Here is a 15,429-nt window from a genome sequence, read left to right as displayed (position 1 = left end):
TAAGACGTACCGATTGCCCCACGTCGTTACCGGCGGTCGGCCTGCTGGCACTCGGCGTCTCGACGCGCGACGAGTCTGTCCACCTGCGCCGCCTCCTCGTCGTCGGTCATCCGGTACGTCCCCCCGGCGACGACGCCCAACAGCACGAGGTCGTAGAGCGCGAGCGAGAACGACGCCACCCCCGCGAGCCGAACTCCGACGTTCGGACGGAGCATCAGCACGAGCGCGGCCATCGAGAGGAACGGAAACGCGGCCAGCGAGGCCGTAAGGGCGTGAGGATGGTGGCGCTCTACCAAGGTCCACCACGACCGATAGTAGTCGCTCTTCCGGTAGACGAGGTCGTTGTCGCTATCCTCGTCGCTATCGCTGTCGCCGTCTTCATTGCCGTCCTCGCCTTCGTCCTCGTCGCTGTCGTCGTCGAACGCCGTCACGTCCGGGTGGTGACGGATGGCCTCGGCGGCCGCGTAGGTTTCGACCTGCGCGTAGGTGAAGAGACCGACACCCGCGACTGGCCAGATTGCCGGAAACAGCGCGCCGAGTCCGGCGACCGAGATTTCCGAGAGGAAGAAGTCAGCGACACCGAGACTCGCCGCTATCGGCGGAACTGCCACGACCGGGGCGAACCACGAGGCCTGACTTAGCGCCACCGAACGACGCCGGACGCGCTCGTAGTGGCCGAACTGGTAGGCTCCGATTCCGACGACGATTGCCCCGACGAAGCCGAACAGAATCGCCGCGTTCACGCCCAGTTCTATCACTAACGGAGCTTTTTCAGAACGTTGCAAAAAACGTTTCGACGAGTGGCTGGGGAGCGTCCGCGGAACGACTGCGGTACCGTTAGGATTTAGCCACCGCCCTCCGAGGCTTTCGCCAATGACGAGGGTGCCCCGCCGCGCCGACGTACCGCGTCGCGCCGACCTGCCTCGGTATCTCGCTCCGCTGCCGGAGTCCCTGGAGGACCTCGCGCTCCGCTACGCGTGGGTCATCGTCGCGGTCAACATCGTCGGAACCGCCTTCGGCTTCTGGTACTACGGCTTCCATCTCCTCCCGCTCTCGGACTCCCTGATTACGTGGCAGTTCGCAGTCGAACCGCCCGTCATGTGGCCGTTCGTCCCCGACAGCCCGGTGGCGACCTTCTTCATCGCGGCGAGCCTCGGCCTCTGGAAGTTAGGTCGGAACTCGGAGGTGGTCAACGCGCTGGCGTTCTTCGGGTGTCTCAAGTTGGGCCTCTGGACGCCGTTCGTCCTGCTGGCGTTCATGGAGGGGTTCTCGTACAACTCGGTGTTGATGTACAACTTCCTGTTCTGGAGCCACCTCGGGATGGTCGCCGAGGCGTTCCTGATTCACCGGTACAGCGACTTTCCGGTCGGCGCGGTTCTCGTGGCGGTGGTCTGGTACGGGTTCAACGACGTAGTGGACTACTTCATTCCTCTCGTGGGAACGCCCCACCACACCGCGCTTCCGGGCCAAGAGGTGCTGGCGACTGGGTTCTCGCATCCCTCGCCGACGCACGAGATTGCGGCCGCAGGTGCGGTCGTAATCACGATTGCCGCGACGTTTCTGGCGCTGGCGACGCGAGTGAAGAAGTTGGAGGCGAGGGCGTAATCCGCGGCTTCGGAATTCTTTTTTCCTGCCCCTCCCACCCTCGACTCGATGCCCTCCGCCGCGTTTCCCTCCCGGCGCTCGTTCTTGGCGACCCTCGGAACGGGGGTCATAGCAGGTCTGGCCGGTTGCACCGAAACGGAGACCGTCCCCGACGAGCAGAACTGGCCGCAGTTCGGTTTCGACGCGACGAACGCGGCGTTCAATCCCGACGCCACCGGCCCCGACGGGGAACCTCGCACGGCGTGGGTCCACGCCGCCGGAAGCTACTACCGCAACTCGGCCCAGCCAGTCCTCGGCGAGTCCGTCTATGCCAACGCCGGGTTCGACGGACTGTTTGCGCTCGCCCCGGACGACGGGAGCGTCCGGTGGCACGACCCGACCGGGTACAAGGAACTGACGCCCGCGCTCGCCGACGACACACTTGCGCTCCCGAGACGGTACGGTTTCCGCGGGGTCGCGGCGGACGGCGGTCTGCGCGCGTTCGGTCGAACGGTGACGTACGACCGCTGGCGGACCGACCTCGATTACCCCGAATCGCCGCCCACCGTCTCCGAGAGCGTTATCGTCGCCGGAGTCGGAATGACCGGCCACTCGCCCGGCGGCGGCCGGGTCACGGCCGTCGAGTTGGCTGACGGGAGCGTCCGGTGGGAGTATCCCGTCGAAACGTCGGTCTGGGGTGCGCCGGCCGTCGCCGACGGGACGGTCTACGCCGCCGCCCGCGACGACGACGAAGGCGATCCCGACACGCAGGGAACCGTCCACGCCATCGACCTCGCCGACGGGTCGGCGGTGTGGTCGCAATCACTCGGCGAGTCGGCTCGGTTCAACCCGGTAGACGCGCCGGTCGTCGGCGACGGACTGGTTTACGTTCCAACTGGTACCGGCCCGCTCGTCGCGTTAGAGACGGACACCGGGGCCGAGGCGTGGCGCGTCGACCCGCCGCGCGGCGTGCAGGCGTCGCCCGCGCTGGCCGACGGCACGCTCTACGTCGCCTGTCTCGACGGGACGCTCCGGGCGCTCGACGCCGCGACGGGCGACACCGAGTGGACTGCGGCGGGCAAAACGTACTACGGCGGACCGACGGTGGGCGAGCGCGGCGTCTACGCGGTGGACATCGACGGCGCGCTGAGTTCGTGGACTCGGAGCGGCGGCGAACGCTGGCGCGTCCGAATCGACCCGCCGGTCAAGGGTTCGCCGATACCCGCGGACGGACGGCTGTACGTGGGGACGAGCGATGGTCTCCTGTACGCGCTCGAATAGGACGCTTCTGCGTTCCTGTACGCGCTGGACTTACTGCGTTTGCGTCTCTCCGTTTGCGTGGGCTCGGACCCACAGCTCCCCGATTCTCGACAATCTGGTCCGATACGATTTCCCGTGTTCCTCCTGTTCGATGTACCCTTTACCGCCCGGTCCCAGCCTATCGACGTTGTAGATGACCTTCGACCGGAAGCTGTCGGTGTACTCCTCGTCGAGTTCGAGCGCGAGGGCCTCCGCGAGTTCCGAGACCGACTCGAACTCGCCTTCTTCGCCGAGTTTGAACAGGATGACCTCCTCGAAGGGCTTGACGTTCGAGAAGGAGGCCACCGGGAGTTCCACGATGTGCCCGCCGCGGATCTCCTTCGCGCCGATGGTTGTCCCGCGCTCGTCGAACTCCGAGAGGAGGTCCCGGGCGCTCTCCAGTCGCTGGCCGATGCGGTCGTCCTCGACTTCGGATTCGAGGTCTTCGAGCAGGTCCATCTGGCGGCGTAGCTCCTCTGCGAGTTCGGTTTCGAGGTACTTCTCCGGGGCGGTGTAGTAGGTGTGAATCTTCTCGCGGTCCTCCTCGCGCTCGACCATCACGGAGTGGGCCGCGGTGGCGAACGCGAAGCTGACGGTCCGGGGCATCGCGGAGATGTTGACCCAGACCTCGCGGCCCGCGTCCAGTTCCGCGTTGATGAGGTCGTAGGCCTGCTCGAAGGCGGCGTCGTAGTCGTACACGTCGGCGACGACCACGCGCTCGGTGGACGCCCCCAACAGGTTCTGGAAGTCCTGTTCGAGCTTCTGGGAGAGGTTCTGGGAGTACTCGACGTTGGCCTCGCTCCCGACTGCGCCCTCCAGCAGGATGACGCGGTCCACGTCCAACTGGTCGCGCACGAGGGGCGCGATGAGCCGGTCGTAGTCGAAGCCGACCGGGACGATGTGGGTTTGCATATGCTCCCGTTGCGCGGAAGGCCGGTTAAACCCCAACCTTTCGCGGTACGCGACGACTTCGACTTGGAGTTTCGTGTGAGTTGGCCACCCACCGAGATGCACCGACTAACCACGCCACCGAGTCGCGCTAACTGACCAACCGCCAGCGAACGCTCGGCCGACCAGCCGACAGTAGACGCTCGGCCGAATCGAACACGGGCGGGATGAAGGGGCCGGTCGCTCGCGTTCACTGTAGTCGTCTGACCGACCCCTATCGGCGCGCGGTTTGCGCCGATATGTCGGTCAGCGACCGCGAGCGACCGGGGGCTTCAGAAACCGTCGTCCCATCGAATCGGCGGCGTCTCCTGTCGAGTCGAAGAACACCAACAACACGGACCGTAACTGACACTCAGAAACCACTACCACATCCAAGAACCGCCACCTTTACCCACTACTCCCGCACCACTCACACCCGAATGAGTCTCCGAAGTGCAGTCGCCGCCCCGTTCCAGCAGAAGGGCACCGAGTCGATGCCCGAGAGCGAGTTCGTCGTGGCGCTGTCGCTGGACCGCGACTGGTTCTCGCCCGACCAGGCCGAGCGACTGGTGGACCTGGCGACCGGACAGGGTCTCCTCGCGCGCGACGACGAGACCGACGAGGTCCTCGCGGAGTTCGACCCCGCGGCGGTCGAGATACCCGAGGAGTTCGTGCCCGACGAGTCGGTCCTCCAAGAGCAATCGACCTTCGAGAAGTTGCTCGACAGGGTGGTCTCGGCGGGCACCGACAAGCAGACCGCGGTGGCCGAGATCAACGACCTGCAGGGTCGCCTCGGCGTGACCATCGAGGCCGCGGCCGTGGTCTACGCCCGACGGCGGGGCGTCGAGGTGGGTAGCGAGGCCGAGGAAGCACGTGAGGAACTGAAAGTAGACTAACCTCTCCTCCCCTTCTTGGCGCGACCACGAGTGCAAACCGCAGAATCGGTAGCGATGAACGTTTCCTGAAGCCCCCGCCCGGTCGCGGTCGCTCAGCGACATATCGCGGACCTCTCCGCACAGCCCGGTCCGCGATAGTGGTCGCTGAGACGACCATGGGTCTCCGACCCGCGACCGGGCGGCCCCTTCATCCACCCAGACGGTCGGGTGTATCCATGAGCGCCTGCTGGCGGTTGGTCGGCCTGGCGCTTCCCGGTGGCTGTGACACCGAGCGCGTGCAGTCCCCGGTGACAGCCACTCGAATCCGGCCCAAAGCCGAAGGCTGATTCCCCCGCGATTCGATTCTCCGGTATGGTCGAGGACCGAACCACCGACGGCAAGCGAATCGCGCAACTGCTCTCCTCGGAGGTGTCGAGCCGCGAGGACTCCGGACTCGACGCGCTCGAAGTCGTCAACGCCGACGCGGACGTCGAGCCGTCGGCCGACGGCGAACTGGCTTACGAAATCGCGTTCGTGGACACCGACGAAACGCTCGCCGAGGTCTACGTCCACGACGACCGCGCTCGAATCGAGTTCCGCGAGGAGGTCGATGCCGCGGCGGAGGCCGCGGAGTCGGTCGAACTGCGCGTCCGGCCCAAGGCGGTCGAACCCCCGCGAACCATCGTCTTCGTGGAGGACGGCGCGGCGGTCAAGCGCGCGACGGACGTGTTCGTGGCGATTCTATAGCTGTTTCAGGATTTCCGGTAGCGCTGCAGCCAGCGAGTCACGCTCGACGTGAGCGTCTGCGTCGGGATGGCGGTCAGGACCGTCCTCGTAGACGACCTGTATCACGTGCATTCCGGCGCTTCGCGCGCCCTCCACGTCGGCCTCGGGGTCGTCGCCGACGTAGACCGCTTCGGCGGGTTCGACGCCGAGGTCCGAGAGGATGGCCTCGAAGGCCGCCGGGTCGGGCTTCCCCGCTTCGAGGTCGCCCGTAATCGCAATCGCGTCGAAGCGCGCGACCCAGTCGAAGGGGTCGAGTTTGCTCCGCTGGGCCTTCGAGGGGCCGTTGGTGAGTAGTCCGAGGCCGTAGTCGGCTTCGAGGTCGGCCAGCAGGCCCGCCACGCCCTCGACCGAGCGGAGCGACTCGGCGACCGTCTCGCGGTAGACTGCGGACAACTCCTCGGGGTCGGTGTCGGCATCCTCGGGCAGGAGGGCGTCGAAGATGGGGTCGCGCGAGTCGCTGTCGAGGTGCTGGGAGTGAGCGTCGAGGTACTCCTCGCGCGAGAGGTCCGGTGCGCCGACCGCCTCGGTGCTGTCGTCCAACACGGCCTGCCGCGGGCGGCCGGGAGCGGTCAGCGTATAATCGAAGTCGAAGACGACGGCAGAGAGGGTCATGGGAGGTTTTTGGCACGATGCGCCCTTGAGGGCTACGGGCGCGAGCGGGCTCGGGGTTTCGAGGAGTAGCGAACGACCGTCCCGGACGACCAAAAAACAACAAAATAATTCTCTAAGCAATAAATATATGTCTTAAGCGGTTAGCTATCTATATTTCCAGTTCAAGAGTAAGAGCCTTGGTCGCGCCATCGCAACGCCCGGTGTGACCTTCTTCGACCGCCTGCGCGAGCGAATCCGGCTGACCGACAGCTTGCTGGCGGTGGGGCTGAACCCCGAGCGCTCGCGGCTCCCCGACGACTGCCGAAATCACGACTACCCGCGGCGGGCGTTCAACCGCCGCATCGTGGACGCGACCCACGAACACGTCGCGGCCTACTCGGTCAACCCGGCCGTCTACGCCGACCGCGAGGGGTGGACCGCGCTGGCCGAGACCGTCGCCTACGCCCGCGGCCGAGGAGTCCCGGTCGTCCTCGACGGCAAGTACGCCGAAGTACCGAACCCCGACGCCGACCTGTTCGACCGCGCCGACGCCGTGACCGTCTCGCCGTATCTCGGCCGGGACGCGCTCGCGGGCCTCCTCGATTCCAATCTGGGCGTCTTCGTCACCTGCCGGACGCCGAACTCCGGCGCGGCGGACTTGCAGGACCGGGAACTCGCGGAGGGTAACGACTCGCGGTCCGACGAGGAGGACGAGGACGGAACTACCCTCGCCGAACACGTCGCGGGACTCGTCAGCGACTGGGCCGCGGAGGGCGAGGCCGAGGAGAGCGACCCCGAGGCGAGCGAGGCCGAGAACGCGGCCGACGTGGGCCTCCTCGTCGGCGGGGGAAGCGACGAACTCGAAGCCATCCGCGAGCGCGCGCCGGAACGGCCGCTCCTCGCGGTCGGCGGCGCGCGAAACGACCCCGGGGTCGCCGACTACGTCGCGCCGGAGGGCGGCCCGAACGACGGCCTCGGACTGGTCGAGACCACGCGGGAAGTCCTCTACGCTGGCGAGACCGCGGGCCGAGGACGCTCTCGCGGGCAGGACGACCACGCCGCGGCGGCCCGCCAGTCGGCCCGGCGGCTCAAGCGCCAACTGAATCGCCACCGGTAGCGAGGCGCGACGCCCTGTCTAAAATCGCATCACTTCGTCGTCGTCCAAGTCCTCGGGTCGGACTTGGCCTTCGCCGCCACCGCGCTCGATGGTGGCCGCGCAGTTCGCGCAGAGGCCGTCCGCTTCGTCCCAGTGTTTCTCGCACGCGAGGGTCCCGCAGTTGGGACACGAGTGTTCGGCTTCTCGCTGTTCACAAATCTGGCAGAGGCCTGTGACACTCATGGGCGTTTCACTCGATTCAGGTAGGGCTTCGAGGCGTATCAGTGTGTGGGAGCATCAGTCATGGTGTCGATGACGGGGTTCAGTCGAGTACGACCGCACCGCCACCGCACCGCCACTGCGCCCCGTGCCTCCCCGCCCGCCGCGCGCAGTTCTGCGCGCGGCGGGCGCGTCCCGTGGTCAGTTACAATTCGCGCCGGAGAAATCTAGGTCCGGCGGCGAGCGAGTGACAGACGAAAGAAGAAACGCGAAACGAAACCCGAAATTCGTAATCAGTCGTCGGCCAGTTCCTCGCGGAGCGTCCCCACCTCGGCCACGCGCTCGGCGTGAGCGTTGTGCTGGTGGATGGACTCGTCGTTGCTCTGCTTCATCGTCACCACGGCGTCGTCGGGCAGGTCGGGGAACTCCGAGACCACGCCCTCGGCCATGTCGCGCACGCAGTCCTCCACGAACTTGGCGTTGGCGTGGGCCTCGTAGGTCATGTGGTCCTCGTCGGGGCGCTTGGCGAGGTTGTAGATGCGGGCGCTCATCGAGTCGCGGGCCACCTCGATGAGGTCCATCAGGTTGGCCTCGGGCGCGCCGTCGCTCTCGACGGTGAGGGTGGCGTGGCCGCGCTGGGAGTGGCCCGCCTGCGGGACCTCGCGCAGGAACTCGCTGACTTCCTCCTCGCCGACGCCGAGGTCCTCCAGCTTCTCGCGGGCGGTTTGGCTCATCATGCCCTGCGAGCAGGGACAGACCGTCATGCCGGTGACGCGCGCGCCGATCTCCTCGCGGGTGCCCTCCTCGGTCGCGGTGGCGCTGGCGATGATGTCCGCGGTGGCCTGCGTCGGTCGCTCGCTCGCGGGCGTCTCGTCTTTTATCATGTACTCGGCTTCCATCTTGACCTCGGCCTTCGAGGTGTAGTCGTGCTTGCCCAGCAGGCGCTCGGCGACCTCGCCGCACAAGTCTTCGACCGAGTAGGTTGGTTCGGCCACCGCGTCCTCCAGAATCTCGTCCACGACCTCCATGTTTCGGCTCATGTCCGCGCCCTTGCGCCAGCTCGGCAGGTCCACGAGGACCTCGAACTCGGCGGTCAGCACGATGGGGCGCTTGTCGGAGCGGGCGAGTTCGACTAACTTCGTGACGCCGGTCACGCCGACGCGGTTCAGGCCGACAGTCACGTCGGGTTCGGAGGCCTGCACGTCCGGCAGTTGCTCGGTCATTACCGGCGACTAGCAAACCAGCGGGATTAGGGCTTTCCCTTTCGGCAGATTCAATCGAGTTTTCCGAGCGCCCGGAAGAAGTCGCTGGAGGGTTCGGCGATTCTGGTCGGCTCGTCGGCGGGCCGGACCGTCACCGACTCGGGCATCTCGAATCGCTTGCGCGTGCTGTCGGCGCTGACGTAGCCGAACTTCGCGCCCTCGGCGCGAATCACGACTTCGGTGTCGCCGTCCATCACCAGCGGGGGCATCGACTCGGCGGCGCACATCTCGGTAATCACGAACGCGTCGGCGTCGGGATGGACGAGCGGCCCGCCCTCGCTCAGGTTGTACGCGGTGCTTCCGGTCGGGGTCGAGACCAGCACGCCGTCGCCGCGTCCCGCAGTAAACTCCCGGCCATCGACTCGGACCTCGTAGTCGAGGCCCTGTCCGTGGCCGCGCTGTGGTCCCTGCACGACGATTTCGTTGAGCGCGGGGTGGACCGACCAGTCGCTCTCGCCCTCGCCGGTCGCCCGCAGTCGGGGCACCTCGCGGGACGGAATCGTGTCCGTCTCCCGATAGCCAGCCACGACGGCCTCGACCGTCTCGACCGCGTCGTCGGGCGCGACGCCGTTGAGGAACCCGACCTCGCCGAGGTTGACGCCCAGAATCGGGGTCGAACCCGCTCCGCGGGCCGCGAACAGGAAGGTGCCGTCGCCGCCGATGGAGACCACGAGTTCGCAGGCGTCCATCTCCTCGACCGGGTAGCCCTCGCCGTCCACGCGCTCGGCGGTCGCGTCGTCGAGGCGGACCGTGACCTCCTCCGGCAGGGTCTCGCGTATCTGTTCGGCCAGAAAGGCCGCCCGAGCGTTGCCCTTCTGGGCGACGATGCCGACTCTCATCGTCGGGTATTCTCCCCCGCCCGTCAAAAGTCCGCCGACGCGGTGGCGAGAAACATTAAAATGTGGCCGGTCCGAGGTGCCGGACATGCATCGCGCTCGACCGCCGAGGAGGTGGCTCACGTGACCGAGGACGACGACTGGTTCGAGCGCGCGCTCCGCGAGGACGACGAGAGCGAGGGCGGCGAGAGCGAGGGTGGCGACCGAGCGGACGACGGCGAAAAGCAGGAACCTGGAGCCGACTCGGGAGGCCCCGACTCCGCGGAGGCCGAACTCGAACACGCCGAAGACGACCCCGGCGGATTCGGGGACGCCCCCGACTTCGGCGCAGAGGGGAACGCCGACGACGCCGAACAGATTGACGCCGACTCAATTGACGCTGACCCGACTGACGCCGCAGTCGGCGACGACGGACCGGGCGAGGGCGGGGAGTTCGGCATGGGCGGCGAGTTCGACGCCGACGACACCGGCCCCGCCGGATTCGGTGCGAGTGACGACGCCCCCGACGCCGAATCCGACGACGGAGGATTCGGCGCGAGCGACGGGGACAGTACTGGTAACGCTGGCGACGCTGGCGGCGCTGGCGGCGGCTTCGCGGACGCCGACCCCTACGACGGAGACGACGAGGAGGACGAACTCTTCGAGGACGACTTCGCCAGCGCGTTCGAGAACGCGCCCGGCGGCGGCATGGACGCGGGCGGCATGGGCGGCGGAGCGAGCGACGACGCCAGCGGTGGCTTCGGCGGCGCGGGCGGCGCGGGCGGCGGCGCTGGCGGATTCGGCATGGACGCCGACGAGGGCTTCGGCGGCGGATTCGGCGGCGGCGACGGCCCCTTCGAGGACGAATCGTTCGACGACGAGGAGTTCGAGTCCTCGATACCCCGCATCGACCTCGGCATCGAGGGCTTGGACGACATGATTCAGGGCGGCGTGCCAGAGCGCTCGCTCATCACGACCGTCGGGTCGGCCGGGACCGGCAAGACCACCTTCGGCCTGCAGTTCCTCCACGAGGCCCTCCAGCAGGGCGAGAGCGCGGTATTCATCACCCTCGAAGAGAGCCACGACCGCATCGTCAACACCGCGACCGAGAAGGGGTGGGACTTCGACGAGTACGAGAAGAACGGCCAGCTCGCGGTCATCGACTTGGACCCCATCGAGATGGCCAACAGCCTGACCTCGATTCGCAACGACCTGCCGCGACTGGTCGAGCAGTTCGGCGCGAGTCGCCTCGTGCTGGACTCGGTGTCGCTGTTGGAGATGATGTACGACAATCAGGCCACCCGCCGAAACGAGGTCTACGACTTCACCAAGAGCCTGAAGGAGGCGGGCGTGACGACGATGCTCACGAGCGAGGCCAGCGAGGACAACGCCTACGCCTCACGGCACGGCATCATCGAGTACCTCGTGGACGCCGTGTTCATCCTGCGCTACATCCGGTCGGGCGACGACTTCCGCGAGACCCGACTCGCGGTCGAAATCCAGAAGATTCGGGACGCCAACCACTCCCGGGAGATCAAGCCCTACTCGATTACCAACGAGGGCATCAGCGTCTACCGGCAGGCGAACATCTTTTGAGCCGACCTTTTACTGCACTCGCAGTGCGACCGCTGGTGCGCTCCGCGGAAAGATAAATAGAGAATCTTCTAGGAATGAAAAATAATTTTGAAAGCAATGAAAAATTGTCTTTTGTCGTCCAGCGAGCGCGTGCGCAGAGCGCACGCGCTCGCTCCGCCCGAGGTTGGTATAGCAGACCTACCGAACCACGGTAATCGGAATCGTCGCGCGCCGGACCACCGTCTCGGCCACGCTCCCGAGCAGAATCCGCGAGACGCCCGACCGGCCGTGGCTTCCCATCACGATGTGGTCGAAGCCCTCGTCGTCGGCGTACTCCACGATGGTCCGAGCCGGTCGGCCCATCTCGGTCGCGTTCTTCAGGGTGATGCCGTACTCGTCGGCGACTTCTTGGGCCTCCTCGAACAGGGACTGGGCCTCCTCTTTGGCACCCTCGTACCACTCTTCGGACCCGCCGGGGAGGCCGACCGGGGCGTTGTACCCCGCGTCGATGGGGTCGATGACGTGGAAGACCGTGATTTCGTCGTCGGCGAACTCTTCGAGCGCGTGTTCGAGCGCGTCGCTCGACTGGGGCGACCCGTCGAGCGGAACGAGAACTTGTTTGCTCATGTTTGCCGATAGATACGGGGACCGCTTAAGCTTTCATGCGCGGCGCATCGACCAGTCCGGGCAGTCGGACCGTGACGACCGTGCCGGTCTCGTCTCCCTCGAACGACACGTCGCCGCCGAGCGCGTTCACGCCCCACTGGACGATCCAGAGGCCGAGTCCGCTCCCGTGTTCGAGGTCGCGCTCCTCGCCCTGACTGATGACCTTGACCTCGTGGTCGGGAATCCCCGGCCCCTCGTCGCGCACGGTGAGGACCACCGAGTTCTGGTCGCGCTCGACCTCGGCGAGGCTGATTTCGACCCGCGGTTCGTCGCCGGGAGCGTGTTTGAGCGCGTTCTCCACGAGGTTCGAGAACACCATGCGGGCCACCGCGGGGTCGGTGTCGAGTTCGAGTCCGTCGGGAAGGTCCACGTCGATGTGACTGTCGGGGTACTCCTCGCGGAACTCCCCGGCGAGGTCAGCGAGGAAGGTCCGGAACTCGACGCGCTGGCGCTCGCCCGACTCGCCCATCGCCTGCTCGAACTTCCGGGCCTTGTCGCCGAGTTCGGCCAGTTCGCGTCCCGTCTCGATGATTGTCTCGGTGTGTTCCTCGATTTCCTCTGGGTCGTCGGTGTCCTGAATCACCTCGGCGTAGCCGGTAATCGTCGTCATGTCGTTGCGGAGGTTGTGCCGCAGGACGCGGTTGAGGACTTCGAGGCGCTGCTCGCGGCGCTTCTCCTCGGTCACGTCTTGGAAGACGAGAGTGTAGCCGACGTGAATCCCCGTCGAGTCTACCACTTCCGAACTGGCGACGCTGTACTCCCGGCGCTCGCCGTCGGTCCGGACCGTGATGAGTTGCTCGTCGGCCGTCACGTCGATTCGCGTCTCCACGAGGTCGTTCAACTGGCCGCCGATGTCGCCCACGGCGTCGATGCCGAACACGCGCTCGGCCTCCTCGTTGGCGTCGATGACGCGGTGTTTGGTGTCGATGATGAGGACCGGCGTACCGAGGTCGTGGATGGCGGCGCGCTCGCCGACTCGCCGTGCCGCGGGCGACTGCTCGAACATGTCGAGGTGGAACAGTCCGTAGAAGTCCAGTACGAGGTGAATCGTCAGCGCCGAGGTGGTGAGGTTGAGGCCCGGATGAGGGACCCAGTTGAACAGCCACGCCGCGTTCGCCACGAAGGGGAGGAAAAAGGAGAGCGCGACGACGGCCGTCTGACCTCGGTAGACCGACCCGTAACTGACGAACGCTTCGAGCAGGAGCAACAGCGCGACCGTCGTGAGCGAGTAGAAGATGAGCATCGACATGAACAGCCACGTCTGGTGGGTGTACGCCACCGTGGCCGCGCCGAAAATCGGGTCGATGTGGTAGTTGTTCCACGCGATGTGGTGGAGGGGGTTGGTCGCCACGAGCATGACCGACGCGAACTGAATGGCGCCGAGGAGGTACATCCACTTCGACCGGACGATTTCGGCCCGACCGGTGTATTCGAGCGCGTAGGCGAGGAAGAATACGGTGATGAAGCTCTTTCCGAACCAAATCGGGATTTCGAGGAGTTGGCGAACGACCGGGTCGAAGACGAGTAGCGCGACACCGTACGAGCCGGTCCACAGCCCCTCGCAGACGACCGTGGCGATAAATAGCCCTCCGCCCGGTTCGTCGCGGTAGGGCCAGAGGTGCCAGATGAAGTACAGCGACATAACAAAAGCTGAGAGGGGGCCGAGCGCCAGCCACGTCAAAGAGAGTTCCATCTCAGCCGTTACAACAGAACCAACCAATAAAAAAGTAGGTTGGTTTCGGCGGGCAAAAATGTCGACCGACCTTGACTAGTCAGCTCTGACCGCCTCTAGTCTCGGCCGTGTTTGGTCACGCACTTCGAGAGGCCGATGATTTCGACCGGTTCGGAGTTGTCCGGCGAGTAGACCACCATCTGTCCCTTCTCCATGTAGGGCACCTTCCCCTCCAGCTTGGCGGGGATGTTGACGCTCTTGATGGCGTCCTCGTCGCCCAGATTCAGGACGACGGTGGTGTTGACCTGCTTGAAGACGGGTTCGGCGATGTCTTGGGGGTCCTGCGTGATGAGGAACAGGCCCAGACGCTCCTTGCGGCCCTGCTTGGCGGCCTCGGTGAACTTCCCGATGACCTTCCGGGCCTGCACGCTGTCGGCGTCGGTCAGGAAGTTGTGTGCCTCGTCCATCCCGACCACGAGGGGCGTCTGCTTGATGCGGTCGTGGGTCGGGTCGTTCGACAGCTTCTCGTCCACCAGCAGGCTGGCGAGCGCCAGCACGACGACCTCGGTCGCCCGCGAGTCGTTGAGGTGGTAGGTCGGCACGACGCTCAACTGGCCGGGCTTGACGAACTGCTTGATTTGGTCGGTGATGGGCCGGGCGTCTTGGTCGAACACGTCGTAGAACGACGAACTAATCGCGCGGCGCTTCACGGCGTCGTACGTCGCCTCGTGGACCCGACCGCTCTCGTCTAACTCCTCGCGGAGCGCGGGGTCGTCGATGTAGCTGACGAACTGCTCGTAGGTCGCCGAGTCGCCGTACTGCTCGAAGAAGCGGTCTAACAGGAGGCGCAGGGCGTTGTACTGGTTGTCGTTGAGACTCGCGCCCGCGACCAGCCACGGCCGCCGGGCGACCATCGAGAACGGAATCGTGAACTCGACCTGCTCGGCGCGGTGGTGGTCCGCGGCGTAGCGCCCACCGCCGACCTTCGGCACGAACGCCTTCGTCTCGTCGTGGCCACCGTGGGCGACGTTCTCGGCTTCCCACGTGCGCTCGTCCTCCCGAGTCACGTCGGGGTTGTCGTCGTGCATCTGGGCGTACTCGTCCTGCGGGTCGAACTGGACGACCGCGGTCCGGCGCTCCGCGCCGTCTTCCATCTCGTATCGGCGCTCGTCGGCGAGGAACTGCCGGAGGATGTTCTTCGCGCCGTGGGTCTTGCCGGACCCGGTGCCACCGGCGACGAGGGTGTGGCGGAAGACGAGGGGGTCGCCGTCCTCGTAGTCGTCTTTCAGCCGGTAGTCGATTGTCGGCGGCTCCGCGGCGGTCCGGACCTTCTCGCCGCCGACCGAGAGGTGCCCGAGGAAGACGCCGTCCTCGGGCATCTTGAGGCCGGTCTTGATTTCGGACTTGTCGCTGGCCTCGCGGACGACCGACTTGGGCTTGGGCACGCGGTCGGTCATCCGGCGCTTGAGTTCGGCGTCCGGGCCGTTCCCGTCCTTGTAAAGGACCGCGACGGGTTCGAGGTCGGCCATGAGTTTGTAGTCGGTCTCCTCGATTTCGTCCCGGCGCATCGCGCGCTTGGAGTGGATTTCGGTGGCGTCGTCCACGCGGTACTCTTGGAGGTACTCCAGCCCGCAGATGCGACAGAAGAGCTTCTCCTCGTCGGGGTAGGGCACGAGGAGGTACTGGCCGACTCGGACCTCCTCGCGGTTGTCGGCGGTGACGTAGGCTTGGAGGTGAGTTTCGTCGTCCTCCTCGCCGATGCGTAGGCCCTCGGCCGCCGACAGCGTGCCGATGCCCCGGTCGGTGCCCGCGGGATTGGCGGTCATCTGGTCGAACTCCGCGCCGTCGCGCGCGCCGGAACTCGACGAGGTCTCGAAGTCGCCCACGTCGTCGAGGTCGGAACCGGCGGTGTCGGAGCCGGAAGCGTCCGCATCGAAGTCGTCGGTCTCGGGAGCCGACGACTCGGAGGTCTCCGAGTCGTCGCTCTCGCCGGACCTGCTGAAGTCGCCGAGGTCGGTCATCGTTACCCGGCAATGAGCGCATGAGACAAACAGGTTTCCCT

General features: G+C 66.2%; 15 protein-coding genes. 6 read left to right on the top strand and 9 right to left on the bottom strand.

The genetic code is table 11. The features are described from left to right. Positions 1–26: 26 nt before the first annotated feature. The gene (locus EPL01_RS05260; protein WP_135824210.1) at positions 27–758 is read right to left on the bottom strand and encodes a hypothetical protein; all 732 of its coding nucleotides are present in this window, start codon (positions 756–758) and stop codon (positions 27–29) included. A gap of 115 nt (positions 759–873) precedes the next feature. Between EPL01_RS05260 and EPL01_RS05255 the strand changes: the two genes are divergently transcribed. Both EPL01_RS05255 and EPL01_RS05250 read left to right on the top strand, forming a co-directional pair. After that, positions 874–1,605 carry a DUF1405 domain-containing protein gene (locus EPL01_RS05255; protein WP_135824209.1) on the top strand — a complete coding sequence of 244 codons (732 nt, stop codon included), beginning with the start codon at positions 874–876 and terminating at the stop codon, positions 1,603–1,605. A gap of 48 nt (positions 1,606–1,653) precedes the next feature. Continuing rightward, a complete protein-coding gene (locus EPL01_RS05250; protein ID WP_135824208.1) occupies positions 1,654–2,865 on the top strand; it encodes an outer membrane protein assembly factor BamB family protein in 1,212 nt (403 codons plus the stop codon). 30 nt (positions 2,866–2,895) lie between these two features. Here the strand turns inward: EPL01_RS05250 and EPL01_RS05245 are convergent, their stop codons facing one another. Then, complete coding sequence (locus EPL01_RS05245; protein ID WP_135824207.1) at positions 2,896–3,795, bottom strand: HFX_2341 family transcriptional regulator; 900 nt, start codon at positions 3,793–3,795, stop codon at positions 2,896–2,898. A 455-nt stretch (positions 3,796–4,250) separates the two neighbouring features. Here EPL01_RS05245 and EPL01_RS05240 point away from each other — a divergent pair, with 455 nt between their 5' ends. Together EPL01_RS05240 and EPL01_RS05235 are read left to right on the top strand one after the other, a co-directional pair. Next, a complete protein-coding gene (locus EPL01_RS05240; RefSeq protein WP_135824206.1) occupies positions 4,251–4,706 on the top strand; it encodes a DUF2240 family protein in 456 nt (151 codons plus the stop codon). Between the two features lie 351 nt (positions 4,707–5,057). Continuing rightward, complete coding sequence (locus EPL01_RS05235) at positions 5,058–5,432, top strand: DUF7993 family protein (RefSeq protein WP_135824205.1); 375 nt, start codon at positions 5,058–5,060, stop codon at positions 5,430–5,432. Here EPL01_RS05235 and EPL01_RS05230 read toward each other — a convergent pair. Continuing rightward, positions 5,427–6,083 (bottom strand): HAD family hydrolase, encoded by a 657-nt coding sequence (locus EPL01_RS05230; RefSeq protein ID WP_135824204.1) that lies wholly within the window; start codon positions 6,081–6,083, stop codon positions 5,427–5,429. The two genes, EPL01_RS05235 and EPL01_RS05230, sit on opposite strands and share 6 nt — an antisense overlap. Before the next feature lie 202 nt (positions 6,084–6,285). On the opposite strand from EPL01_RS05230, the gene pyrF reads away from it, so the two are divergent. Continuing rightward, on the top strand, positions 6,286–7,179 hold the full coding sequence (pyrF, locus tag EPL01_RS05225) for an orotidine-5'-phosphate decarboxylase (protein WP_135824203.1): 894 nt from the start codon (positions 6,286–6,288) through the stop codon (positions 7,177–7,179). An 18-nt stretch (positions 7,180–7,197) separates the two neighbouring features. Here pyrF and EPL01_RS05220 read toward each other — a convergent pair whose 3' ends face one another. The 3 genes from EPL01_RS05220 to EPL01_RS05210 all read right to left on the bottom strand — a co-directional run bounded on the left by EPL01_RS05220 (position 7,198) and on the right by EPL01_RS05210 (position 9,478). Further along, positions 7,198–7,401: a hypothetical protein gene (locus EPL01_RS05220; RefSeq protein WP_135824202.1), complete on the bottom strand. Its 204-nt coding sequence runs from the start codon at positions 7,399–7,401 to the stop codon at positions 7,198–7,200. 269 nt (positions 7,402–7,670) lie between these two features. Next, complete coding sequence (gene mptA / locus EPL01_RS05215; RefSeq protein WP_135824201.1) at positions 7,671–8,600, bottom strand: GTP cyclohydrolase MptA; 930 nt, start codon at positions 8,598–8,600, stop codon at positions 7,671–7,673. 50 nt (positions 8,601–8,650) lie between these two features. Continuing rightward, positions 8,651–9,478, bottom strand: coding sequence for an NAD(+)/NADH kinase (locus EPL01_RS05210; protein ID WP_135824200.1), 828 nt, complete (start codon positions 9,476–9,478; stop codon positions 8,651–8,653). A gap of 60 nt (positions 9,479–9,538) precedes the next feature. Between EPL01_RS05210 and EPL01_RS05205 the strand changes: the two genes are divergently transcribed. After that, complete coding sequence (locus EPL01_RS05205; protein ID WP_135824199.1) at positions 9,539–11,050, top strand: KaiC domain-containing protein; 1,512 nt, start codon at positions 9,539–9,541, stop codon at positions 11,048–11,050. A gap of 177 nt (positions 11,051–11,227) precedes the next feature. On the opposite strand, the gene EPL01_RS05200 is transcribed toward EPL01_RS05205, so the two are convergent. The 3 genes from EPL01_RS05200 to EPL01_RS05190 all read right to left on the bottom strand — a co-directional run bounded on the left by EPL01_RS05200 (position 11,228) and on the right by EPL01_RS05190 (position 15,388). Next, positions 11,228–11,656 (bottom strand): universal stress protein, encoded by a 429-nt coding sequence (locus EPL01_RS05200; protein ID WP_135824198.1) that lies wholly within the window; start codon positions 11,654–11,656, stop codon positions 11,228–11,230. A 25-nt stretch (positions 11,657–11,681) separates the two neighbouring features. After that, positions 11,682–13,388 (bottom strand): histidine kinase N-terminal 7TM domain-containing protein, encoded by a 1,707-nt coding sequence (locus EPL01_RS05195; protein WP_135824197.1) that lies wholly within the window; start codon positions 13,386–13,388, stop codon positions 11,682–11,684. A 95-nt stretch (positions 13,389–13,483) separates the two neighbouring features. After that, positions 13,484–15,388: an ATP-binding protein gene (locus tag EPL01_RS05190; protein ID WP_135824196.1), complete on the bottom strand. Its 1,905-nt coding sequence runs from the start codon at positions 15,386–15,388 to the stop codon at positions 13,484–13,486. Between the last annotated feature and the right edge of the window lie 41 nt (positions 15,389–15,429).

The organism is Halorussus ruber, from assembly GCF_004765785.1.
Lineage (GTDB): Archaea > Halobacteriota > Halobacteria > Halobacteriales > Haladaptataceae > Halorussus > Halorussus ruber.
The sequence above is the reverse complement of the archived record's forward strand: the minus strand, read 5'-3'. Positions and strand labels throughout refer to the sequence as shown.